The 23,644-nt window shown below is 63.7% G+C and carries 23 protein-coding genes and 4 pseudogenes; 15 read left to right on the top strand and 12 right to left on the bottom strand.

All coding sequences use genetic code 11. The features are described from left to right. Positions 1–80 precede the first annotated feature (80 nt). The 3 genes from QK290_RS15045 to QK290_RS15035 all read left to right on the top strand — a co-directional run bounded on the left by QK290_RS15045 (position 81) and on the right by QK290_RS15035 (position 1,745). The gene (locus QK290_RS15045; RefSeq protein WP_282331439.1) at positions 81–1,115 is read left to right on the top strand and encodes a transcriptional regulator; all 1,035 of its coding nucleotides are present in this window, start codon (positions 81–83) and stop codon (positions 1,113–1,115) included. 259 nt (positions 1,116–1,374) lie between these two features. Further along, positions 1,375–1,557: a hypothetical protein gene (locus tag QK290_RS15040; RefSeq protein WP_282331438.1), complete on the top strand. Its 183-nt coding sequence runs from the start codon at positions 1,375–1,377 to the stop codon at positions 1,555–1,557. Further along, positions 1,554–1,745, top strand: coding sequence for a hypothetical protein (locus QK290_RS15035; RefSeq protein ID WP_282331437.1), 192 nt, complete (start codon positions 1,554–1,556; stop codon positions 1,743–1,745). Before QK290_RS15040 ends, QK290_RS15035 begins: the two co-directional genes overlap by 4 nt. Before the next feature lie 290 nt (positions 1,746–2,035). On the opposite strand, the gene QK290_RS15030 is transcribed toward QK290_RS15035, so the two are convergent. Further along, complete coding sequence (locus tag QK290_RS15030) at positions 2,036–3,058, bottom strand: PASTA domain-containing protein (protein ID WP_282331436.1); 1,023 nt, start codon at positions 3,056–3,058, stop codon at positions 2,036–2,038. A gap of 290 nt (positions 3,059–3,348) precedes the next feature. Between QK290_RS15030 and QK290_RS15025 the strand changes: the two are divergent. After that, a pseudogene (locus QK290_RS15025) lies at positions 3,349–3,623 on the top strand (DeoR/GlpR transcriptional regulator); the annotation flags it as partial. Positions 3,624–3,711: 88 nt separating this feature from the next. Here the strand turns inward: QK290_RS15025 and QK290_RS15020 are convergent. Next, positions 3,712–4,329 (bottom strand): hypothetical protein, encoded by a 618-nt coding sequence (locus QK290_RS15020; RefSeq protein ID WP_282331435.1) that lies wholly within the window; start codon positions 4,327–4,329, stop codon positions 3,712–3,714. Between the two features lie 377 nt (positions 4,330–4,706). Here QK290_RS15020 and QK290_RS15015 point away from each other — a divergent pair, with 377 nt between their 5' ends. The 3 genes and pseudogenes from QK290_RS15015 to QK290_RS15005 form a co-directional block, all read left to right on the top strand. Then, entirely contained in the window at positions 4,707–5,357 is a 651-nt protein-coding gene (locus QK290_RS15015) for a hypothetical protein (RefSeq protein ID WP_282331434.1), read from the top strand. After that, positions 5,293–5,922 (top strand): hypothetical protein, encoded by a 630-nt coding sequence (locus QK290_RS15010; protein WP_282331433.1) that lies wholly within the window; start codon positions 5,293–5,295, stop codon positions 5,920–5,922. Before QK290_RS15015 ends, QK290_RS15010 begins: the two co-directional genes overlap by 65 nt. Before the next feature lie 119 nt (positions 5,923–6,041). Next, positions 6,042–6,214 (top strand): annotated as a pseudogene (locus QK290_RS15005) (DeoR/GlpR transcriptional regulator); the annotation flags it as partial. A gap of 110 nt (positions 6,215–6,324) precedes the next feature. Here the strand turns inward: QK290_RS15005 and QK290_RS15000 are convergent. Beyond that, positions 6,325–6,498 carry a hypothetical protein gene (locus QK290_RS15000; RefSeq protein ID WP_282331472.1) on the bottom strand — a complete coding sequence of 58 codons (174 nt, stop codon included), beginning with the start codon at positions 6,496–6,498 and terminating at the stop codon, positions 6,325–6,327. Between the two features lie 160 nt (positions 6,499–6,658). Here QK290_RS15000 and QK290_RS14995 point away from each other — a divergent pair. From QK290_RS14995 to QK290_RS14970, 6 genes and pseudogenes are all read left to right on the top strand, one after another. Continuing rightward, positions 6,659–6,847 (top strand): annotated as a pseudogene (locus QK290_RS14995) (alkaline phosphatase D family protein); the annotation flags it as partial. Between the two features lie 254 nt (positions 6,848–7,101). Continuing rightward, a complete protein-coding gene (locus tag QK290_RS14990; RefSeq protein ID WP_282331432.1) occupies positions 7,102–7,863 on the top strand; it encodes a hypothetical protein in 762 nt (253 codons plus the stop codon). Positions 7,864–7,949: 86 nt separating this feature from the next. Then, positions 7,950–8,462, top strand: a complete 513-nt coding sequence (locus tag QK290_RS14985) for an HNH endonuclease (RefSeq protein WP_282331431.1) — start codon at positions 7,950–7,952, stop codon at positions 8,460–8,462. A 183-nt stretch (positions 8,463–8,645) separates the two neighbouring features. Continuing rightward, a complete protein-coding gene (locus QK290_RS14980; protein WP_282331430.1) occupies positions 8,646–9,050 on the top strand; it encodes a (deoxy)nucleoside triphosphate pyrophosphohydrolase in 405 nt (134 codons plus the stop codon). Further along, complete coding sequence (locus QK290_RS14975) at positions 9,043–12,027, top strand: DEAD/DEAH box helicase (protein ID WP_282331429.1); 2,985 nt, start codon at positions 9,043–9,045, stop codon at positions 12,025–12,027. Before QK290_RS14980 ends, QK290_RS14975 begins: the two co-directional genes overlap by 8 nt. 9 nt (positions 12,028–12,036) lie before the next feature. After that, a pseudogene (locus QK290_RS14970) lies at positions 12,037–12,138 on the top strand (ArsR family transcriptional regulator); the annotation flags it as partial. Between the two features lie 289 nt (positions 12,139–12,427). Here the strand turns inward: QK290_RS14970 and QK290_RS14965 are convergent. Then, a complete protein-coding gene (locus QK290_RS14965; protein ID WP_282331428.1) occupies positions 12,428–13,840 on the bottom strand; it encodes an amino acid permease in 1,413 nt (470 codons plus the stop codon). 52 nt (positions 13,841–13,892) lie between these two features. Continuing rightward, positions 13,893–14,990, bottom strand: a complete 1,098-nt coding sequence (hisC, locus tag QK290_RS14960) for a histidinol-phosphate transaminase (protein ID WP_282331427.1) — start codon at positions 14,988–14,990, stop codon at positions 13,893–13,895. Positions 14,991–15,083: 93 nt separating this feature from the next. Here hisC and QK290_RS14955 point away from each other — a divergent pair, with 93 nt between their 5' ends. After that, complete coding sequence (locus QK290_RS14955; RefSeq protein ID WP_282331426.1) at positions 15,084–15,587, top strand: Lrp/AsnC family transcriptional regulator; 504 nt, start codon at positions 15,084–15,086, stop codon at positions 15,585–15,587. A 119-nt stretch (positions 15,588–15,706) separates the two neighbouring features. Next, a complete protein-coding gene (locus QK290_RS14950) occupies positions 15,707–17,365 on the top strand; it encodes a thiamine pyrophosphate-binding protein (protein ID WP_282331425.1) in 1,659 nt (552 codons plus the stop codon). A gap of 19 nt (positions 17,366–17,384) precedes the next feature. Here QK290_RS14950 and QK290_RS14945 read toward each other — a convergent pair whose 3' ends face one another. From QK290_RS14945 to QK290_RS14915, 7 genes are all read right to left on the bottom strand, one after another. Then, complete coding sequence (locus QK290_RS14945) at positions 17,385–17,741, bottom strand: OsmC family protein (RefSeq protein WP_282331424.1); 357 nt, start codon at positions 17,739–17,741, stop codon at positions 17,385–17,387. Positions 17,742–17,874: 133 nt separating this feature from the next. Next, entirely contained in the window at positions 17,875–19,581 is a 1,707-nt protein-coding gene (locus tag QK290_RS14940; protein ID WP_282331423.1) for an LssY C-terminal domain-containing protein, read from the bottom strand. Further along, positions 19,578–20,777, bottom strand: coding sequence for a HipA domain-containing protein (locus QK290_RS14935; RefSeq protein WP_282331422.1), 1,200 nt, complete (start codon positions 20,775–20,777; stop codon positions 19,578–19,580). Before QK290_RS14935 ends, QK290_RS14940 begins: the two co-directional genes overlap by 4 nt. Continuing rightward, positions 20,770–20,973, bottom strand: a complete 204-nt coding sequence (locus tag QK290_RS14930; RefSeq protein WP_282331421.1) for a helix-turn-helix domain-containing protein — start codon at positions 20,971–20,973, stop codon at positions 20,770–20,772. Before QK290_RS14930 ends, QK290_RS14935 begins: the two co-directional genes overlap by 8 nt. Before the next feature lie 204 nt (positions 20,974–21,177). Then, the gene (locus tag QK290_RS14925) at positions 21,178–21,531 is read right to left on the bottom strand and encodes a toxin-antitoxin system HicB family antitoxin (protein WP_282331420.1); all 354 of its coding nucleotides are present in this window, start codon (positions 21,529–21,531) and stop codon (positions 21,178–21,180) included. 173 nt (positions 21,532–21,704) lie between these two features. Continuing rightward, entirely contained in the window at positions 21,705–22,856 is a 1,152-nt protein-coding gene (locus QK290_RS14920; RefSeq protein WP_282331419.1) for a class I SAM-dependent methyltransferase, read from the bottom strand. Between the two features lie 169 nt (positions 22,857–23,025). Then, positions 23,026–23,478, bottom strand: coding sequence for an OsmC family protein (locus QK290_RS14915; protein WP_282331418.1), 453 nt, complete (start codon positions 23,476–23,478; stop codon positions 23,026–23,028). Positions 23,479–23,644 lie beyond the last annotated feature (166 nt).

Genomic DNA, 23,644 nt, shown 5'->3' with positions numbered 1-23,644 from the left:
CCCGCGCCCACGAACTGGTCATCTCCGGCGTCCCGCGCCCGGAGATCCCCAACGACCTGGCGGATTCGTGGCGCCCCTCCATGGCCCTGGGCATCAGCCCGGACCAGCACAGCCCGCGGCACCTGCTAGTGCTCACCGACGCCCGCGGCGAGATCCTGTGGCGGGTGGGCAGCTCGGAGGTGCTGCGGCCGGCTGGAGTTCTCCGAAGGGGCCGACTGGTCCGAGGCCGGGATCGGCACCAACGCCATCAGCGAAGTGCTGGTCACCGGGCGGCCGGTGCAGCTGTTCTCCGCCGAGCACCTGGTCCGCACCCACCACTTTGGGCCTGCACCGCAGCGCCCATCACGGATCCGGCCACCGGCCGGCTGCTGGGCGTGCTGGATGTCTCGGGGCCGCTGGAGTCCCTCACTGCGGACACGCTGCGCATGGTGCGCTGTACAGTCAGCATGGCGGAGGCCCTGCTGGGAACGCCCGACGGCGGGAGAACGGCGGGTGCCTCAACGCCCGCCCGGCGGCCAGTGCAGCGCGCCGTGGCACGCCCGACGGCGGCTGTTGAGTCGCTTGAACTGCTCGGCGACCAGCCGGCTGCGGTTTTCCGTGACGGCAGCCGGGTGACGCTGACGCTACGGCGTGCGGAAATCCTGGCGCTGCTGGATTCGCGAACGCAGGGTTGGTCCGCGGAGGAACTGGCGTATGAGCTTCACGGCGACGCGGGGATAGCGGCATCCATCCGCACCGAGATGTTCCGGGTGCGCTCCCTGCTGGGCGATGCCGTGGCGTCGAATCCTTACCGCCTTGTTGCGGGGCTCGCCGGGTGTTCCGATGCCGGGCGCGTATTGCGGCTGCTCCGTGCGGGCAGGGTGGCTGAAGCGCTGGAGGCCTACCGGGATTACCTGCTCAGCCGCTCGGGCGCCCTGGCCGTCCAGCTGCGCCGGGACCAGCTGGACCTTGCCCTCGGCTCCGCCGTACGGTCAAGCGGCGACGCCGATCTCCTCATTCGCTGGCTGTCCACGGATATGGGCTCCGGTGACTTTGAGGCCGTGGAGGCACTGGGACGGCTGGTGGGACGCGGGGATGCGCGGTATCTGGCTTTCAGGGCGTCGTCAGGGGGTTGAGCCCGTCCAGTGTGCCCGGACTGCCATCGGTGGTTGAGCCTGTCGAAACCCCAGGCACTCGAGATCGACGACATCTCCATGGACTGGCACGGCCGGCTGGCCCGCACGTACGGCGGCGCCATGGCGCTGGGCGCCCATTCGGAAGCCTCGCTGCGGCTGCGCACCGGCGAGGCGTTCGAACAGAAGCACGCGATCGCGCGCTGGGCGGCCTCGGTGATTGTCCCCGGCGACAACATCCCGTCTAGACCCCGGCTCCACCGTGGGTGCACTGACCCACGAACTGCGCGGCTTCGAAAAGCTGTCCATGACCACACCGGGCATCAACACCATGCAGGAACTGGCCGACTCGGAAGGCATCGAGGTGGACTGCCTGAGCGGCCGGCTCCGCGGCGTCACCCAAAGCTTCGTCGCCCCCTTGCCTAGGCGGCCATGGAGCGGATGAGCCTTGACCGTGAGTTCCTCGGCGCCGACGCCGTCACCGCCGAGGACGGCATCGGCGAGGAAGACCACGCTCAGACCCGTATTAAGGTGCTCATCGCCCGGTGCGTCTACGTCCTGGCTGACTCGTCAAGCTCGGCCTCCGGCATTTCCACGCCTGGGCGCGGCTGGCGCTGCCGCGGACACTGGTGACGGATGACGGTGCCGACCCCAGTCAGGTGCAGAAGTTCCGGGTCTCAGGGGGTAAGGTGGCCCACCGCCCTACCCGGCGGTTGAGCCGGTCGACGTAGAACCTGCTAGTTGCGCCTGTCGAAGGCGAGACTGTTGAACCAAGCTCCACTCGTCGGGGAGGATCTACTTTTCCCGCTGAAGCAGTCTCTGACATCCGACCCCAACTGTTGGGGGATACGACACCTTGCACCGGCAATGGGCCAAGGCAGACCAGAGTCGGGCACGAATCCCTGCCCAACTCTGCCAAGGAGTTATCCGATCTTTGTCCAGATGCCGCAACGAGATGATTCAAATCCTTCGCCAGGGTAGACCGTCACCGTGACGCCGTTAGGTGCGAACCCGACGAAGTCGTTAGCGATGATGTCGCCGCCGCCGGTATTCCGGGACCAGTAGCAGTCCTTGGTGCCCGGCTTTGTTTTCCAGGTACCGGGCTCCATCGTTTGCCCGACAATCTTGTCGCCATCCCCGATTTTTATCGAGGTGACAGCTTCCTGGAGCACCGCGGCGTGCGGGGTGTTGGGGCAGACGGAAAGTGCGGCTTCCGCTTCTGCCTTCCGTGAGGCCATGTTGGCGGTCACCCGGTCTGCGTAGTCGCCATCGAGCTTGGCACAGAGGTTCATGATGCTGCCGATGACGGAGCCCGGTCCGCTGACGTCGCCGCCCTTGGACGCGACGAAGTCGATGAGCTTCTGTTCGCTGGGAAGCAACGTGGGTTTGTCGTAAGGGGAGACGCCGCCGATCTTCACACTGCAGGAGTTGCTGCCGAAGCCATAGTCGGAGCTCGCCCACACTTCTTTGTAGGACTTGTACGTGGGTTGGGTGCTGGAGTAGCTGCCGCACGTGAAGGTGTAGCGCGTGGCGATCTTTGCTTCTTCGGCTGCGACTTTAGCCGCTTCCGCCTTGACCTTGACGGCCGCGGTGAACTCGGCCTCCGTCATGTTCACCAGGACGTCGACGTAGTCGTCCCTGAACGCCTTGCCCGCGGCCGGGTTTGTTGACACGGCCATGACAGAGTCGTCCGGGACGAGGTTCGTTGTCCATTTCTTGCCGTCTTTGCCGATGAGGCGGGTGTAGTAATCGCTCTTGTTCAGCAAAGTCCTGGCTTCGATGTACGTTTTTCCCACGACGTCCGGGACCGGCTTTGCGGTTGCTTTCGGAGAGGCGGAAGCGGAGACCGAAGGTGATGCGGTGTCGCTGGCCTGCTCCCCTGCCCCACATGCGGTGACGGCCATAAGAATGGTGGCCGCCAAAATGGCAGAGAATTGAAGCTTCATTTCCCGAATTTTCCTTTTGGGGTCCTTCATCTGGGTTCAGACAAACCAGAGTTTGAACCAAATGAATGTGTCACAATTTTTGACTGAACTTCAGCGTGAAATACCATGCGTCGAGACAATTCTGGCCTGGGGCCCGACCCATAAATGCGGACCGGCGGCAACGGTCAGTTTTCGCCCTCTTTAGGTTTACGCTCAGGCCGCTGCTGAGATGGTAGTGCCCGCTGAAGCTGAAAATGTCCCTGCTATCTTGCTGTGTTCCGTCCAGGCCCCTAGTGTGCCCATCTGGCTGACAGAAACACGCCACCGTCGGCTGGGCCGCGTCCGTGATCTTGCCTGGGGAGAACATCCTGCTAGATGCTGGCTCCGCCGAGGGTGTGCTCTGGCCCACGAATTGCGCGGCTTCGAGAAGCTGTCCGTGACCACGCCGGGCATCAACACCATGCAGGAACTGGCCGAGTCTGAGGGAATCGAGGTGGTCTGCCTAGGCGGCCGGCTGCGGAGAGTGAGTCAAAGCTTCGTCGAGCCTGTGGCGGAAGCCACCCTAGGGCGGATGAGCTTTTGGCGAAGCGGACTATTCTTCCCTGGAGTAGACGGCCCAAGTCCGTGCCTGCATAAAGACACGGACTTGGACCGCCGAGACTAGAAGAGTCTGATTAGAGAACTTCGCAAGCCTTCAGCTCGACGCCGAGGTCCCCGCCATCCTGGAATGTGCCCCGAACCGTAATCGTGCTTTCGGGCACAATGGCGGCTGCCTTCGCCGCCGGTACGTCATTGCAGTTGACATGCAGGAAGCTGAACTGGTCACCGCTATCGAGCCTCACGATGTACTGGTCCTTATCAAGGAACTCGGTGTCAACCTTGTCGACACTGCCGGTGACCTGCAGAACTTTCCCCTTGTACTTCGCGTCGGCAGCGGCCTCGTTGCCTTTGAAGTCCGCGAGTAGCTGAGCGGCATCAACTGGCACTGCCTCGGGAGCCGCCGCTTGGGCGGGAGGTGCGGCCGGCGCGGGGGCGTCTGATGCCGCTGGTGCTGGTACCGCAGCTGGTGCCGCTGCCGATGCGTCCGTGGCAGGAGCGACTGTAGCTGAAGAATCACCCTTCTTGCCGCCGTTTGCAATCGACGAAATGATCATAATCAATACAAGGACAAGCGGGAGTATGAATCGCTTCTTCTTGAACCAAGGGCGAGATGCCTTGCGGTATGCCTTCTCGGCTGCCGCTTGGGCTTTGCCGTCACGCTTTGCCTCCGGCAATGTTGTGTTCTCTGTCATTGCAGATCCTGTCTAACTCGTTGGCTAATGTCTCGGGTGGCTTATCTGCCTGCGGTATGGCTGAGATATAGCTTGCATCAGAGATGACAGATTCGTCCCCCGGACAAACTATAGCCACGAAAAACTCCAGGCTGAGTATTTGCTGAAATATGTCTGTATGACGTCTGCCAGCCAACTGTGCACGCCGCAGGCACCGCCTCCGGATGATTCGCGCGTCAGCATCCGTGACTATGCGTTATGCGGGGCGGGTCCGGAATGCGGCTCATGGACGGAGAAGTGGATCCTGAGGCGGGGGACTTCAGGGTTCCTGCCTTCGATCCAGACAACCGGCACCTCCGTCCGAGGGACTTCGATTGGACGATTCCCGGCGACGCCCCATGACGACGGGCCCGCGCCCGGAGATCCCCAACGACCGGGCGGATTCGTGGCGCCGCTCCATGGCTCTGGGCATCAGCCCGGACCAGCACAGCCCCCGGCACCTGCACGACGCCGCCGACGTCCTTGAGCTGCGGCAGGAGCACCGGCTGCAGCAGGTCATGCCCGCGCTAAACGACCTGCTGGCCGACGATTCCACTTCAGGCCGGCACCTGAAGGTGCTCGCTGATGCCCGCGGCGAGATCCTGTGGCGGGTGGGCAGCCCGGAGGTGCTGCGACGGGCGGACCGGCTGGAGTTCTCCGAAGGCGCGGACTGGTCCGAGGCCGGCATCGGCACCAATGCCATCAGCGAGGCGCTGGTCACCGGCAGGCCGGTGCAGCTGTCCTCCGCCGAGCACCTGGTCCGCACCCACCATGAGTGGGCCTGCACGGCTGCGCCCATCACGGACCCGGCCACGGGCCGGCTGCCTGGGCGTGCTCGACGTCTCCGGACCGCTGGACACCCTCAGCGCGGACACGCTGCGGATGGTGCGGTGCGCGGTCCGGGTCGCGGGGGCTCTTTTGGGAACGCCCGACGGCGGGACTTCCTTGAGTGCCCCGTCGGCCCGGGGTGCCTCCCGGCAGGCCGTCCGCCGGCCGGTCGCGCCCGTTGATTCACTGGAGCTGCTCGGGGACAAACCTGCCGCGGTGTTCCGGGACGGCAGCCGGGTGCCGCTGACGCTGCGTCGGGCGGAAATCCTGGCGCTGCTGGATTCACGCGCCCAGGGCTGGACCGCCGAAGAGCTGGCGTATGAGCTCTACGGTGATGCGGGAACGCCGCAGGCCATCCGCACGGAAATGTTCCGGGTCCGCTCGATGCTGGGCGCTGCTGTGGAGTCGAACCCGTACCGGTTCGTTGCGGGCTTGGCCGGCCGTTCGGACTCCGGCCGGGTCCTGCGGCTGCTGCACGAAGGGCTCGTTGCCGAAGCACTGGAAGCGTACCGGGCTCCCCTACTCAGCCGGTCGGGCTCTTTGGCGGTGCAACTGCTCCGGGACCAGCTGGACCTGGCTCTGGCATCGGCCGTGAGGACCAGTGGTGATGCAGGACTGCTGATGCGGTGGTTGTCCACAGATATGGGGTCCGCGGATTTCGAAGCTGTTGACGCACTGGGACAGCTGGTGGGTCGTGGGGATGCGCGGTATCTGTCGTTCCGAGCTTCGTGCAGTCTCGGTGCTTGAGCGTGCCGAAACCTCAGTAGCTGATCCTGTCGAACCCCGGTGGTTGAGCTTGTCGAAACCAGTTCCTTCATCGGCTGGTCGAGGCCTCGGCCGCCCGCCGCCACCAGCAGCGCAATGAGTTGGGCGCGCATCCGGACGCGTCACTGCGGCAGCGGACCGGCGAGGCATTCGAGCAACTTCACGCCATCGCCTGCTGGGCGGCGTCCGTAATCCGGCCCGAGGAGAACATCCTGCTCGACGCGGGCTCCACGCTGGTGCCTCGGCCAATGAACTGCGCGGCTTCGGAAGGCTACAATCCCATTCCTTCATGTTCAGCTCGTACCAGACCGAGTCGCTGGCCTTCTCCGCGGTGACGTCAACGATGTCCTGTGGTCCGACACCGTCTTCGTGCTGGGTCTTGCCCTATACGAGCTCTTCGTCCTGCAGCTCCTGCACTTTGTCCCGCAGCCAGGCGACGTGGCCGGCCGTCCAGTGGATCTCGTCTAGGAGCGCCTTGCCGGCGTCGATGTCGCAAGCGAGCACACCAAAGGTGAACGACCTAACGCCGTTTATTTTCAGTTCTGCCCACAATTTCATGAGCAAGCGGCCGGACCAGTCAGACTCTAACAAGAACACAAGTGATCGGAGTAGATGCGGTTCGCATATGAAGTCTTCCCTGACAGCAGGGGTCTTTTTTCACATCTGCACGACGCGGCACGTCATTCTTGTTCTTCGCGCCTTGCGTTATGGCTGGCAAGACGCCGGCCAACTGAACGACGCCACAGAGCGTTTCCTGGAGCGCCGCTCCGCCGCGTTCCAGGCGTACTACGAAAACATGCAGCTGTGGCCTTCCTCCATGCCGGCCGGCTTCGACATGAAGATCTACCGCACCGTCCACTGCGGCCAGCAGGCCAACTTCCACATGATGGACACCTGGCAGTACCGCGGCCGGTCATGCCCATCGGGCCATGCCTTCCTCGAAAGTCACCCCGCAAGCTACGTGCCGGCTGCAAGGAAAGAACGCGAAGTCTTGATTCAGCGGTCGGTGTTCCTGCGCCAAAGCTGGGAAGAACTTGCGGAGGCCTTGATGCAGCTCGGTCAGAATTGCCTCCATCGCGCTGCCTTTTTGCTTCAGGCCACAAGGGTTACGCTCGACGAGCAATTTCGCATCATCAATACTTGATTTTTTGGGGGCAATAAATGAATACACTTTTTCGAGGCCTTGAAGCGCGCAATCCGGTCAACAATGAAGTTGGCCATGTGGTCCGGACTTCGCCGGGGTCAGGCATTTCCCGACGGCAAGTGGCTGGTGCAGCTCTCGCGGTCACCATAGTCATTTCAGCGACAGCCTGCGGAGGCCAATCGGCGGCCTCTAGCAGTATTTCCCTTGCCAGCGAGTCCGCATCCGCGACGGCAACGCCGACACCCACTCCAACCGCACCGGCTTCCTCCGCCTGCCTCACCGAGAATGCGACTGAAAAGTACCTGCCGAAGATCTTCATCTGCACCAAGACCGACGCTGGAAAACTGCTGTGGTTGGAGCAGTCGGAATCGAAACGGATAACGGACGCGCGAGCGGCAGCGGCAGCGGCGGCGGCGGCGAAGGTCGCCGCAGAGAAGGCGGCCGCAGACAAAGCAGCCCAGGACGCCGCCGCAAAGGCAGCCGCGGAGCAGGCCCGGCAGGAAGCCGTTGCCGCAGAAGCGGCCCGCCAGCAGCAAGCCGCTGCTGCAGCAGCCGCAGCAGCTGCAATAGTTCCGGCGCCCGTGCGGCACGCCGCCCCCGCAGCGCCGTCCGGATGCGACCCCAACTACGCGGGAGCGTGTGTGCCCATTGCATCTGACGTCGATTGCGCCGGAGGCAGCGGCAACGGTCCTGCCTACGTGAGGGGACCTGTCACCGTCGTCGGATCTGACATCTATGGTCTCGACAACGATCGAGACGGTGTGGGTTGCGAAGGGTAACCAGCGAGGTTGGGGGCAACTCGATGATGGAACTGAAACGCGTCTACTGGAGCCGAAAGGCTTTGCGCTTGGCATATGCGGCCGTAATGATGTGGCTAGGAATCTCAGTCTTCCTGGCCCTCATGCCAAAGCCAACAGAAGTTTCCGGGACTGGGATTTCCTCCGTGACCGAGGTCCTGCGCGGAATGCTAGAAAGCGTTCTGGCTGCCGCTGCCCTGCCCGGCGCATTTCTTGTCGTCCTGATCATCGTTGCTGCCGTCATCCGCGCCCAGGACCTCCGACGCCGGGACCCGGTCAGGCGTTTCACACGCCAGCAGCGCCGCGAAGGCATGGCCCGAGCTGCCGGTCTGTGTGAAATGGAGGCAGGGTTCCGGCGCCGTTGCTCCCGGCCCGCCGAGCACGGCGACCATTTCTACCCCTGGTCCAAGGGCGGATCCACCAGCCTGCAGAACTTCGTCGCTGCCTGCCCCAGGTGCAACCGGGCAAAGGGCGCCAGGATCCCTTCGCCAGGCCAACAGGAGCGGATAGAACGACGACGGCGGGACTACGTTGCGCCCAACGGTCCCTTTAGCGTCGGCGAACGGCAGCCGCTTCCTTAGACAAAGCAAGGGGTTCAGCTTGTTGAAACCTCGGGTTTCGACGAGCTCAACCACTAGGGATGCACAGACTCAATCTTCCGCGAAAGCCCCAACTGCTTGCTGAGCTTCCGCCCGCCCCACGCCCACTTGAAGCTATCTCCGGCAACGAGCCCTCTAGACTAGAACCGAAGAAGCGAGGTAGTTGTGGCAAAGCAAATCAACGTGGTTGGCGCCGTAATTCTTAGAGACGGTCTGGTTCTCTGTGCCCAGCGCGGCGAGGCCAGTGCTCTCGGCGGCATGTGGGAGTTCCCTGGCGGAAAGATTGAAGCTGCTGAGACGCCCCGCGAAGCCCTTGAGCGCGAAATCGTGGAAGAGCTTCACTGTCAAGTAGAGGTGGGCACCGAAGTTACCACTACTGTCCATAAGTACGACTTCGGCATCGTGAGTCTCACGACCTTCTACTGTGAGCTCGTAGCCGGAGAGCCGTGCCTTACCGAGCATGCGGACGTGGTTTGGCTTAAGCCGGAAGAACTGGACAGCCTGATATGGGCCCCAGCCGACATTCCTGCCGTAGACATTATCAAAGGTGCTTTTGCCAGGAATGGCTGATTTCATATGGGACTCCGCGCCGCTCGTCCTTGAACAAGATGTCCGGTTTGGATACCTGAATCGCTCGGTTTCTTCGCCGAGGCAATTCAGCCCCGAGATTGTATTCAACACCAAGGGCAACACGATGCTGAGAGTCCTGCGTCAGAATCTCAGGAAATGCACCTCTTTTACATTCTCGGTGGCTTTTGTGTCCCCCCGCGCCATCGCTCTTCTCAAACAAGAACTTGCCGAGTTCAGCGGCACAGGCCGCATCATCACTTCTGACTATCTGGGCTTCAATTCACCCGATGCCTTCTCCGAACTGCTCAATTTGTCGCGGCCAAACAAGTTTTTCCGGGCCTCCATCGACGTCCGACTGCACCATCGCAGCGACTTCCACCCCAAGGGATACGTCTTCCATCACTCGGACAACGTCACTGCGATCCTCGGAAGTTCAAATTTGACTGAGAATGCTCTTGTCAAAAATCACGAATGGAATCTCAAAGTTTCCGCCGCCCATCGTAGCGACCTCGCGGGCCAACTCCACGAACTTCTGAGTAGTGAAGTCCAGAATTCAGATGTCCTCACGGCCGAATGGATCGAACAATACCGCGAGGTGTATCAGTCCCCCCGGATGGACCTCCGTATGGGAAGTCGAAGAGGCCTTCGCCGCCCCGCTGCTCCGTCGGCCGATGGGGCCGAAGACGAGCCGACATCATTACCGGTCGATGAGGACCTACCCCTCTTAAAGACCGTTGTTCCAAACTCGATGCAGCAGGCCGCATTGGCGGCCATCCATACCATGAGATTGGATGGAAAAGACAAAGCCCTCGTAATTTCCGCTACGGGAACAGGCAAGACAATCCTATCCGCACTGGATGTTCGCCACGTGAACCCTCAACGAATGTTGTTCGTTGTGCATCGAGAGCAGATTCTGGACAGGGCCATCCAGGAATTCCAGCTAGTGCTCGGAGCCCATGCCGCGGACTTCGGCAAATTGGCCGCTAGATCAAGGAACCTGCACACGAAGTACGTTTTCGCCACAGTCCAAACTCTCTCTCAGCCCGAAGTCATGAAAGAACTCGCACCGGATGCCTTCGACTACATCTTGGTGGATGAAGTCCACAGAGCAGGAGCGGAGAGCTATCGCCGGATACTGGATCATTTCAAACCAAAGTTCCTTCTAGGTGTCACGGCCACGCCGGAAAGATCCGATGGGATAAACATCTATGAGATATTCGATTTCAATGTGCCGTACGAAATCCGCCTCAACCATGCCCTAGAGGAAGACATGCTGAGCCCCTTCCATTACTACGGGATTGCGGACGTTGAATTTAGCAATGGGACGGCCCCAGCGGAGCCGCACTGCCTTGCCAGGCTAACGAGTGATGACCGCGTCAGTCACGTTCTGGAGGCGATCGCACTTTACGGACAGGCCGGAGTGGCACCTCGGGGATTGATTTTCTGCAGTCGAAAGGATGAAGCTGCAAGACTTTCCGAACAGCTCAACCAACGAAGTCTGCGTGGACGGCCGCTGAGGACCGTTGCGTTAACGGGTGAGGACCCTGTCGCGCGACGCGAAGAACAGGTTGTTCGTCTCGAACGTGGCGAACTCGACTACATCCTGACAGTCGACATCTTCAATGAAGGCGTCGACATTCCTTCCATTAACCAAGTGATAATGCTGCGGCAGACTCAGTCTGCGATTGTCTTCGTCCAACAGCTTGGCCGCGGGCTACGAAAGCACCCCGACAAGGAATATGTGGTGGTAATCGACTTCATCGGGAACTATGCCAATAATTATCTGATTCCCATCGCATTATTTGGAGACGAATCCCTGAACAAGGAGTCATTGCGACAGAACCTCATCGCCGCCGAGGAAAGTGGGGTTCTTCCGGGGCTCTCGAGCGTGCGATTTGATCGTATTTCTCAAGAACGTGTTCTGCAATCCATCGTGGACACCACGCTCGACAAGTTGCAGAACATTAAAGCTGCTTTTGAAGCGCTGAAGAATCGTCTTGGTGGTAATCCTCAGCTCATGGACTTTTACAGATTTGAGTCTGTGGATCCGGTCCTCCTGGCAACCAGGGACGACAACTATCCGGCTCTCGTGTACCGCTTGACGAAAACCTCAAGTGGTATCACCCCGGCCCAGAACTGCTTGCTGGCACTCCTGTCCTACGAGGTTTTGCCTGCGAAACGGCTACATGAGACTGTCCTGCTGAGAGAACTCCTGACGACAGGACAACTCACGATTGCAGAAATGGCAAGCATATTTACCCGGCATGGGATAGCAGCAGATCTCGCACATGTGCGGAGCGCGGTCCGGTCGCTCACGATGGACTTTAATACCGACAGTGAGCGAAGCAAGTACCTTGCGGCCGTGAAATGGCTGGATGACGAAACTGTCGGACTAACACCTGAGCTCGACGACAACTACAGCTCCTCGCAGTTTTTTTCAGCGAGCGTGGATGACGTCCTCGACACCGCGTACGCGCTCATATCTGACAGGTATGCGGACGGGGATCCCTTCATGGTGGGGAAACAGTATTCCCGAAAGGATGCAAGCCGCCTTCTCTGCTGGCAGAAGAACGTTATGTCCACGATCTACGGATACAAAGTGGATCGTCCCACGATGAGCTGCCCGATCTTCGTCACTTACCACAAGTCGGAGGGCGTCACGGCGAGCATCGATTACGGCGATGAACTCCTAGACCATTCCACCATGCGATGGTTCACCCGTAGCCGACGCCGTCTGACGAGTGGCGAAGTAGTTCCTATCGTTGACAACAACGTCGCACTCCACGTGTTCATCAAGAAAGATGACAACGACGGCGCCGACTTCTTCTACCTCGGTAGGGCGCGGTCCCAGGATGCGATTGAAGCGACCATGCCAAATGACCCGAAGTTGAGCGTGGTGCAGATGGACTTGAAATTTGAATCGCCGGTCTTGCCGGAGATCTACGACTACTTTAAGAGACCCATCACATCTGAATGAACTAGGGACGACCAGCTCTACGGTGGCCGGCCGATGATCCTCTCCGGCCTGAAAACCTGGCTGGAGACCGGCGAAAAGCTCACCACGCCCGCCTCCCTCATGTACACCTGAGGCGACCGGCGGCACCCAACCCGGGGCGCCGCCGTCGTACTCCCGACGGTGGCCGCTGGCCAGGAGACCCGTCGGCTACGCCTCACTCCCCCGGAGCCCTGTACGACGGCGTCATCTTGAACGCTTCGTTAATATCTTCCGGCGTCATGAGCGGCCCTCCGCCTATCCGGTGCGCGGCTTGCGCTTACCAGGACCTCGACGCCAACAATCCAATGTGAAGGGCGCACCCGGCCAAAGCCGGACGCGCCCTTCGTGTGCACGGACCCCCAAAAGGGGTCAAAGCACCTGATCAGTCGATGAGCACCGGGGCCTTTGCCGAGTCCGATGCGTCGACAATGGGCGCAACCTTCCCGGAACGGTGATGCAGCCAGTTCGCCAACGCCAGAAGCGCTACGAGTCCGAAAGTGCTCAGGAGCTGGGGACGGGAATCCTCGCCGATGAAGCCCACCGTGAAGATCGCCGCGAGGATGAGGAGACCGAAGCCCGTCAGCCACGGGAAGCCGGGCATCCGCAGGGGAAGCTCCGTTCCCTCGCGGTCGGCGCGGAGGCGCAGTGCGAGCTGGGCCAGGAGCGCGGAGGTCCACACCAGCAGGCAGGTCGAGCCCACAATGTTGAGCAGGACGGGAAGGACCTTTTCAGGGAAGGCCAGCTCCAGCACAACCGTGACAACGCCGAAGGCGACGCTGGCCAGGACTGCGACAACCGGGACCCGGGCCTTGGACACGGAAGCAAGCAAGCGCGGTGCTTCACCGCGCTCGGCAAGGGAGAACGCCATCCGGGAGGCGCCGTAGAGGTTGGCGTTGAGGGCCGAGAGCAATGCTGCCACGGCTACCAGGGTGATGGCGGTGGCTGCGCCGGGCATACCGGCGGCCTCCAAGACTGCGGCGAACGGGCTCTTCAGCCCCGCCGAACCCACGGGAACCACGGCCGCGATGATGAAGATCGCACCGATGTAGAAGACCAGGATGCGCCACAGCACGGTCCGGACTGCTGTCTTCACGCTGCGGGCCGGCTCGGCGGTCTCAGCTGCCGCCACGGACACAATTTCGGTGCCGCCGAACGCGAACGCAACCACGAAGAGCGCCGTGGCAATACCGGCGAAACCGCTGGGTGCGAATCCGGCACCGGTGAAGTTGGCCAGGCCCGGCGACTGTACGCCCGGCAGCCAGCCGAAGAGCAGGGCAGCGCCCACCAGGAGGAACCCGACGATGGCCGCCACCTTGAGCAGGGCGAACCAGAACTCGAACTCGCCGAAGTTCTTCACGCTGGTGAGGTTCACGGCGGTGAGCACCACGATGAACACGAAGGCCATCAGCCACACCGGCAGGGCGGGGAAGATGGTGGCCAGCAGGCCTGCGGCGCCGAGCGCCTCGGCGGCGATTACCACCACGAGCTGCAGCCACCACAGCCAGCCCACCGTGGCACCGGCCACCGGACCGTACGCCTTGGCGGTGTAGACGGAGAAGGCACCGCTGTCCGGGTTGGCGGCAGCCATCTCGCCGAGGGCCCACATCACCAGGATGATGAGGGTGCCTGCCACGAGGTAGGAGATCAGCACTGCCGGGCCGGCAGCCTGGATGCCGGCGCCGGATCCGATGAAGAGGCCCGCGCCGATGGCGCTTCCGAGGCCCATCATGGTGAGCTGGCGGGGTTTGAGGGCCGCGCCGAGCGGGCGGGCAGACGTCATTGTCTGTTGTTCCATGGGGATTCCTCTGGTTGTAGGTGGAACGGATTGCTAAAAGGTCGGTCGATTTTCAGCCGGTGTGGGCTTCGAGGAGCCGGAGCACGCGATCGTTGGAGACGGGGTCGGCCACGGTGATCCGTATGCCGTCCCCCTGGTACGCCCGGACCAGGATGCCCGCGCCGTCGAACGCGTCTACCAGCCTCAACCGGAGGCTGTCGTCGGCGCGGATCCACAGGAAATTGCCCTGGCTCGGCTGCATTTTCCAGCCCTGTGCTTCAAGTTGGCCGGCCATTCGCGCGCGTTCCTGTTTGACGGCGGCAACGCGCGCTTCCATCTCCTCCCCCGCGTCCAGCGACGCGACGGCTGCCTTCTGGGCCAGCGCACTCACCGCGAAGGGAAGAGCGGTCCGGCGCAGTCCCTCAGCAATATCCGGCGCCGCCACGGCGTACCCCACGCGCAAACCGGCGAGCCCGTAGGCCTTGGAGAAAGTGCGCAGGATGCAGACGTTCGGGTACCGACGGTACAGCGCCAGGGCGTCTGGGCCGCTGCCCGCTTCGGCGTACTCCACGTAGGCCTCGTCGATCACCACCAGCATGTCGGAGCGGACGGTCTGCAGGAACGCCTCGAGGCGGCCGTGGCTGATCGGCACGCCGGTGGGGTTGTTGGGGGTGCAGAGCAGGATCACCTTCGTGCGGTCGGTGACGGCGGCTGCCATGGCGTCGAGGTCGTGGCCCTCGACGTCGTCCAGCGGGATGCGGACCGGCCGGGCGCCTGCCAGCTCCACCAGTATCGGGTAGGCCTCGAAGGAGCGCCACGCGAAGATCACTTCGTCCCCGGCGTCGCACAGTCCGGTGATGATCTGCTGGAGGACGCCCACACTGCCGGGTCCCACCGCTACCTCCCCGGCGGTGACGCCCAGGTGCCGGGCGAGCCGTTCGCGGAGTTCGACGGCAGCCGAGTCCGGATAGCGGTTCATGGTGCCCGCCGTTTCTGCCACCGCAGCCGCGGCAGCAGGCAGCGGAGCGTAGTGGCTTTCGTTGCTGGCGAGGGCGGCGATGTCCGTACCGGCGCTGCGGCGGCCCGGGACGTAGGACGGAAGTCCGGACACAGCGCCACGAAGGATGGGGAGCGCGGTTTCAGGTGTGGCCAGGAGCTGATCAGGGGTCATAAGGACCGATCATGGTTGTGACCCGGCACACAATGCAAGATACCCTCAAGCCATTGGGACTTCTGCTCAACTTCTACAGTGTCTGGTGAAAATATGACCATCGCTCACCCTCGCACCCTCGATTCCCTCGACGGCAGGATCATCCTGGCCCTGGACAAGGACCCCGAAGCCAGCGCCCTGGCGCTCTCGCGGACGCTCGGCGTCGCACGCAACACAGTTCACGCCCGGCTGGCACGGCTGGAGCGCAGCGGCGCGCTCCGCTCCTTCAGCAGGAGGCTGGACCCCGCCGCGCTCGGATATGACCTGATGGCCTTCCTCTCACTGTCCATCAGCCAGACGCGGACCGGCGCGGTGGAGGACGGGCTCGCAGCGATCCCGGAGGTCATCGAGGTGCACGCCACCACCGGGGACGCGGACCTCATGGCCAAGGTGGTGGCACGCGGCACGGCGGACCTCTACCGCATCACCAACCAGATCCTGGAAATCGAGGGGATCCAGCGGACCAGCACGGCCATTTCCGTGCTGGAACTCATGCCGCCCCGCTACGACGGCCTCCTGGACCGGCTGTCCGGGCAGGAAAACCGCACTTCGGACTAAACGCGGGTGACGTGCACCACAAGCGCGCATTTTGTCACTTCATCGAGCTCCTACTGCCAAAAGTCCCAGCCGCTGTTAGCTCTCTTGCCTATCTGCTGACCAGCCAACAAGATTCCTGCATGACTACTCTTACCGTCTCCGGCCGCGTGGCGCAGGTTCTCAGCAGCTACCTCAGCGATGTCTTCGGCGTGATGGGCAACGGCAACGTCTACTTCCTGGACGCCGCGGAAAAGCTGGGCCTCCGATTCTCCCCCGTCCGCCATGAAGGCGCCGCCATCGCCGCGGCCGACGCCTACTACCGAACCTCAGGACGCCTCGCGGCGGGCACCACCACCTACGGCCCCGGCTACACCAATGCGCTCACCGCCCTCGCCGAGGCGGTTCAGGCGCAGATCCCCGTGGTGCTGGTCACCGGGGACGCGCCGAGCAGCGGCGCCCGGCCCCAGGACGTGGACCAGGCCGCAATCGCCGCGGCCCTCGGCGCGGCCACCTTCACCGTCACCCGCGACGCCGCGGGCTCCATCACCCAGCAGGCGGTGGAATACGCACTCACCAAGCGCACCGCCGTCGTGATTGCCATTCCCTACGACCTCGCGGCGCTCGAGGCGGCAGAAGAGGAACTGCCGGCACCGCACGCACCGAAGGTGACGGACGACGTCGACGGCGGCCTCGGGCAAGTAGCCCGCCTGCTCGCCGGGGCCAAGCGCCCGCTGATCCTCGCCGGCCGCGGTGCGCACCTCGCCGGTGCAGGACCGGAACTCCGCGGGCTCGCCGACCGCCTCGGCGCACTAACCGCCGGAACCGCCCTGGCGCTCAACCTCCTCAATGGCGAGGGGTACCTGGGCGTCGCCGGCGGTTTCGGCACGGACACTGCGGCCGGGCTCATGGCTGAAGCCGACGTGGTCCTCGTGGCCGGGGCGAGCCTGAGCCCCTTCACCATGCGGTTCGGGCACCTGCTCGGCCCGGACAGCACCGTCATCCAGATCGACACCGCCCTGCAGCCCACGCACCCCCGGGTGGACCTGTTCGTCAGCGCGGACGCGAAGTCTGCAGCGGGAGGCCTTCTCCGGCTGCTGGATGGGGCGGCTTCGGGAGAAGCTTGGCGCGCCGAAGCCCGCAAGCGCCTGGCCGAAGGACCGGCCCACCATGCAGGCTCCGCGGAAACCGCGGACGGCCGGCTGGATCCGCGCTCCCTTGCCACGGCACTGGATGCCGTGCTGCCGGAGCGCCGCACCGTGGTCCAGGACGGCGGTCACTTCGTCGGCTGGGCACCCATGTACTGGCACATCCCCCGGCCCCAGGACCTGGTCATGGTGGGGACCGCCTACCAGGCCATCGGGCTCGGCCTGGCCAGCGCCGTCGGGGCAGCCCGCGCCTTGGAGGACGGCCGAACCCTGGTGCTCGCCTCCGGCGACGGCGGCTTCCTGATGGGCCTGTCCGACCTCGAATCGCTCATTGCTGCGGCGGGCAGCGCCATCGTGGTGATCTACAACGACGCCGCCTATGGAGCCGAAATCCACCAGTATGGCTCCCAGGGCCTGACCGAAAAGCCCATGCTGATCCCCGAAGTCGACTTCAGCGGGATTGCCCGCGCGCTCGGTGCCGAGTCGGCGATCATCCGTTCACTGGCGGACCTTGACGCGCTCAAGGACTGGATCGACGCCGGCGCCAAGGGAACCTTCGTGGCCGACTGCCGGATCACGTCGAGCGTCCGGGCGCCATGGCTGAGCGAGTGGATGGCGGCCTCGCAGGCGGCAAAGGCGGCGGTGGCGGGCTAGGCTTTCCTCCCGCGGCCCGTCAGCCCTCGGTGTCACCGACCGCGACGTGGACCTCGTTGGTGACGGCAGTTCCGCGCTCCACTGTCCGTGACACCGTGCAGTACTTCTTATGCGAGAGGTCCACCAGCCGCTCCACCATGCCGGCGGCCTTCTGCCCCTCGGCCGTATCGGGAAAGCCCAGGGTGAAGGACAGGTGCAGGCCCTCCACCCGGCTCGCACCGTCCTCAACGACCTTGTGGCCGGTCGCCGAGACCTGGAAGGACGTAGGCTCGGCGCTCCGTGCCGTCACCGTGTCCACGTCGATGGCCGAACACCCGGCGATCGCCGTCCGGGTCAGCTCGACGGAACGCAGCATGGGATCGTTGTTTTCGCTCATTGGACCATGATGCCACCAGCAGGCAACGGGATTCCGGGCGCTGAGTCCGGTGCCTAAGCGTGGCGAACCGCTGCACCCGACCTGGGCGCCGTCGTCGTACGCCCCTCCCCCGAACCAGATCCAATCCGCCGACTCAACGGAGGTCGATCAGCTGTGCCTTTCCGTCGGTGTAGTAGGTGTCGCCACTCGCGTTCTGTCCACCTTCCGGGTGCGTGACCGTGAGCAGCCGGGCCGGGTAGCCGAGGGAACCGACGATGTAGGCGCGTTCGGCATCGATGTCCGGATCGATGTGGTGGGTGGGCAGTTTCGCGGCGCCGGCGAATTCGATGCCGTCGTCAAAGCTCGCCGTCGCCACCCACACCGGGGTGCCGTCCGGCAGCGCGTACCCGCTCCGCCAGAGCCGCGTGTGGTGACGCTCCCGGAGGGATTGGGCGGCCGTTGCCTGCTCGAAGGCCACGTCTTCAGGCTGTGAGTTGAGGAACGACGGCGTGACCGGGGCGCTGGCGTACTGGCTGCCCTGGAACCCGACGGCGAGGGCCCTGAGCGTGTTGGCCGCCGTCGACCGGTCGGCACGGGTCCAGCCGTGGCTGGTGAACGTGCTGATGATCTGGTCCTCTGAGCCAATGTAGATAAAACTGATGGGTTCCATCCGGCCGCCGGTAAGCGTTTCGCTGTAGGTCGGGAGATTGTGGACCGTTGACTCGTCCACTGTGGACAGCGTGGCGGCGGTCGGCCGGACCACCGGGGTGGCAGGATGGACCAGCGCCGGAAATGCGAGAACGGAAAAAACCACCACGACGGCCGGGACCGCCACCACAACCTTGTTGGCCAGCCGGATCCTTCCGCTCCTGAGGAACGCATAGCGGCTGGCGATTTCCAGAAACCCGATCAGGAGCACCAGCAGGGAACTTCCCAGCAGGATCCCGGCCCACACATCCGTGGGATAGTGCACGCCCAGGTAGACCCGGCTCAGCCCCACCAGGACCACCGCCGCGGCGTACAAGACCACCGTCACGGCCCGTGCGGCTGCAGACCTGTACGTCCTGACCAGCAGGTAGGCGAGTAGGCCGAACAGGACAGTGGCCCGGACCGTGTGGCCGCTGGGGAAGCTGAACGAGTCTTCGCTGATCAGACTGAGTGCTGCATCGGGGCGGAGGCGCCCTACCAGGAGTTTGACGGCGAAGGTCAGTGCCTCCTGGCCGGCCGCCGCAACAGCGAACAGCCAGGCGGCCGCCCGCCGCCGTTTCCACCACAGCACCGCAACTGCGCCGGCAGTGAGCAGCAGGACGCTCTGCCCGCTGGCAAGGACGGTGACAGCACTGAAAAAGGACGTCTCGCCGTCGGACCTCACCACGGGCATCAGGTTCAGGATCCGCTGATCGACGCCGGAGAACGGACCTCCGCCACCGACGCTGAGCAGTACGCCGGCGAAGTTGACCAGCGGCACGGCGGCAATCACCACCGTCACCGTCAGCGGCAGGCCCCTCGGGCTATGCAGCGTCAAGCGGCGCCGGGCCCACACCAAGACCGGCCGGCGCGACTGCCTGAGCCGTTCGGCGTACTCGTTGGACTCCAGGCCGCCCCACATGGAGACCAGCAAGGACCTGAGGACGGTCTCGGGTTCTGCCAGCGCGCGGATGATGGTGTAGGCAAGGACACCGAGCAGGGTGCCCTCGAGGAAGATGGCGAACAGGAACAGCACGGGCGAGACGAAGATGGACAGCGACTTGACCACGTAGACGTTCACCACCAGCAGGACCACCGCGATCACGGCGCCGCGAACATACCGTCCCGCGTTGGTTTTGCCGGCCGCCATCCGCTGCGGTGTCGATTCGGTCATCGCGGCAACCCGGTGAGCTCGGCGCGGCGGAACCGCAGTTCCCTTAGCGTCCCGTTCAGTGGCGATCCGGTGAAGGGAAGGGTGTCCAGGCCGATGGTACTGACTGCAGTAAGGGCTGTTTTGTTCGCGGCTGCGGCCGCCCTTTCCGGCAGGCCGATGCTGGCGGCGAACTCCTGCCAATGCCTGGCCTTGAGGTTCTTCACCCTGCCGGCGACGGCGAGGGCCATGGTGTCGTCACCGTAGAGCAGTGTGCACGGGATGTCGTAGACCGGGGCTACCACCCAGCCGCCGTTCAGACCTTCCAGTACGGATACATTCTTGGCGTGCAGGTCCCCGTTGCCGGTCAGCCATGCGAAGACGAACTGCAGGTAGAGGTTCCTGACGGCGATAGCTTTGGCTTTGCACAGCCCGGCCAGCGCCAGCACTACGGCCTCCGAACTCACGGCATATTTTGATGCCGGCGGGAGGTTGAGGACCTGAGCGCCATCCTCTAAGGCCAGACGCAGAAGGCCATCGCCTCGGGTCCGGTCGAACCGCTCAACAAGGAGTCCGTGCAGGCCGTTCCTGTCCTGCACGACGCTGTGCCTGGCAACAGGGATTTTCAGGACTTTAGCCCCCGCGAGGTGGGCTGCTTCGTTGAGGACCAGATGCGGATGCTGGGGCGGATCCAGTTTGAGCAGGTACCGGCGGTTGGCCAGAGCCAGCGGCATAGTCAACATCGAGGCGCTGGCCTTGGATTGGACACCCGGCAGCCCGTGCCGGTCTACCGCTTCAGTCAGGGAAGCAAAGTCCAGATCCTCCGGGTGCGAAGTGTCCGCCAGCGGACGGGGCTCCAGAGGCACTTCCCCTGCGGGAACGATCTGGACGTCGCCGGGGACATCTGCGCCGACGGCCAGGAGCAGGCTGAGTTCATCGCCCAGGCTCGTCTTCACGGCGTCCTTGAGCACGGTGAGGCGATGACCTTCCGGCAGAAGGCCGGAGAAGAAGGAGGGCACTGCGCCACCGGGGGCTTCCAACGGATCCGCGGTGAAGGGCAGGGTGGTGGCGACAGCGCGACCGCCCGTGGCGAAGAAGTCCGGCCTGTAGGCAAAGACAACGCTGCCGCGGACAGTCCGATTCAGATGGCCGGCAAGGACGCCCGCCTTGTACACGTCCGCACTGCGAACAAATTTCAGGCGCCCCAGGTCCTCAGCCATCAGTAGCCCTTAGATGCAGCCCCACCGCATTGGCCGCGGCGGCGACTGTTACCAGCGAAGGATTACCGGTCCCGCTCTCGATGGCGTGAATGGTCCGCGAGGACGTGCCGATCAGGTCGGCCAGCGTACCCTGGGTGACACCGGCCTCCTTGCGTGCCCGCCGGATGCTGGCACCTATGGCCGCAATGTCTTCCACCCGGCAACCCCTCTGAAATATATTGCTGATTTTGCTAGATCCATCATTAACCCTGCCCTAAAATCAACAAATACGCAATATATTTCCGAAGCTGCGTGGTTTGGTGGCCTTCGCGCCTGAAAAGGGCCGAACCGGAAGGATGTTTCCGGTTAGTAGCGCTCAAGTCGGCCGATAGCACAATCGTCCACCCGTCGCCGGAACCGCTTAGTCCGTCAGCCGCTCCGTTGCGTACTTATTGAGGGGCACTCCGCGATTGGCGGCCTCAATCGCCAGTTTGCGGTGGAGTTCGGGAGGTACGCGAAGGTTGAGCCTGCCACTGAACGTTTGGGTTGCAATTGCCTGAGGCACCGGTTCGCCCGACTCGGTAAGTTCATCGACGACGTCGGACACTAACCGTTCAATGCCGCGGAGCGCCTCGAACTGGTCCTCGTCCAGCCAGGAGAGGGACGGGAATTCAAGGACAGTCGCCACAAACTCGTCGTCCTCCGGCGACCACTGGACCGAGTAACGATAGTGCGCGACCGGGGACGGAATGACCGCTGCTTTTCGAGTAGACATCTGCTTTTCTTTAGTCCGATCGATGGCGGCTATTTCGATGCTCGTCACACGCAACATGCTGCCACTTTTGGCACCACTACTCAACCGCCGGCACCCAGCCCGGGTGCCGGCGTCGAAATTCCCGACGGCGGCCGCTGGCCGGGCGACTCGTCGGCTACGACTATTGCCGAGGTCTATCGGGGAACAAGCCGCCACAGGGACGTGACCTCGGCCGTGCGCGCCTCGAACAGAGGATCGTCGCGGTCCGATGCCTTCGGATGCGTTGGCTTGGTGTCGAGCCGGTCCATCACCTTCAGCCCGGCCGCCTCGATGGCGGCCAGCAGATCCTCACGCGTCCGCAGGCCAAGGTGCTCGGCCAGGTCGGAAAGGACAAGCCAGCCCTCACCGCCCGGCTCCAGATGGCCGGCGAGTCCGTTCAGGAAGCGGAACAGCATCCTGCTGCCGGGGTCGTAGACGGCGCTGTCCAGGGACGAATGCGGCGTGGCCGGAATCCAGGGCGGGTTGCACACAACGAGCGGCGCCCGTCCGGGCGGGAACATGTCGGTCAGGACGGCCTCAGCGCGGTCCTGGACACCGAGGTTCCGGAAATTCTCAGCGGCACAGGCAATGGCACGCGGTTCATTGTCCGTCGCCACCACGCGGTGGACGCCACGGCGGGCGAGGACGGCAGCGAGCACCCCGGTGCCGGTTCCGACGTCGAACGCCAGCGTCTCAGAGGGCAGCGGCGCGGCGGCCACGAGATCCACATATTCACTGCGGGTGGGGAAGAACGTGCCGTAGTGCGGGTGGATGCGGTCCTGCAGGGCATCGACGTAGACGCCGTTCCGCCGCCACTCGTGGGCGCCAATGGCCCCGACCAGCTCATGCAGGGACACCACGGAGGATTCGCCGATCTCGCCGTACGCTTCGGCGGCGGCCTCCCGGATATCCGGTGCGCGGCGCAGCGGCACCACCGGGCCCGGATCAAGGGGAATCAGCAGCAGACCGAGAACGCGTGCACGATGCGAGCGGGACTGGCGGTGCCGGTAGAACTTCTCGGCCGCGGTTCCTGTGATCTTCTTTCCGGCGCCTACCCGCCGGTCCATGGCATTGAGGATCTGACGTGCGTTATGGAAGTCACCGTGCCAGAGCATCGCGATCCCCTGTGACGCCATCCGGTTCGCCTCATCGGCCGTAAGCGAGTCGGAGACCACTTCGACGCGCGTCGGCGCCGGCCTGCCGTTCGCCGAACGCCACCGCGCAGTCATGCTGACACCCGCTTCGGCCCAGGTCACGACGGCGGGCTCATCCACTGCCGCCGTGCGCGCGGGCTGGAGGGCCGACATCGGGATTCCCACGGGAGCTGGTGTACCAGTACTGATAAGAAGTCCGTTCCAAGAGTCCGGACCGTCATCAGGTCACGAACTGAGCTTGGTTGAAGGCCGCTGGAGCCCTTCAACCTATATTTCAGGATACAGGGCAGGGATCCGGTGCCGGATTTCGTCCGGCGGCCTGTCAGCCCTCGGTGTCACCAAGGGCGACGTGTACCTCGTTGGTGACGGCAGTTCCGCGCTCCACTGTCCGTGACACCGTGCAGTACTTCTTATGCGAGAGGTCCACCAGCCGCTCCACCATGCCGGCGGCCTTCTGCCCCTCGGCCGTATCGGGAAAGCCCAGGGTGAAGGACAGGTGCAGGCCCTCCACCCGGCTCGCACCGTCCTCAACGACCTTGTGGCCGGTCGCCGAGACCTGGAAGGACGTAGGCTCGGCGCTCCGTGCCGTCACCGTGTCCACGTCGATGGCCGAACACCCGGCGATCGCCGCCAGCAGCAGCTCCACCGGGCTCAGCAGGCCTTCTCCGTGGCCGAATTCAAGTTCCGCGCCCGCAGCATTGCGCGCCACGTAACGGGCCGTTGCCGTCCGGGTCAGCTCGACAGAACGCAGCATGGGATCGTTGTTATCGCTCATTGGACCATGATGCCACCAGCAGGCAACGGTGCATGATGGACATGGCCCGCGGACGCCGCTTTGGCCCGCGTGCTGGCGAACGTTCAGGTGCGGACCGGGCCGCCCACCTAGTAGTACTTAGTTAGGTCGGCGTGGCGGCTTTTAATCCCTGACCGATCCTGTTAAT

Source organism: Pseudarthrobacter sp. AL07 (genome assembly GCF_029960665.1).
In the GTDB taxonomy this organism is placed as follows: domain Bacteria; phylum Actinomycetota; class Actinomycetes; order Actinomycetales; family Micrococcaceae; genus Arthrobacter.
Note: the sequence above shows the minus strand (reverse complement) of the source record. Positions and strands in the feature narration are given on the sequence as shown.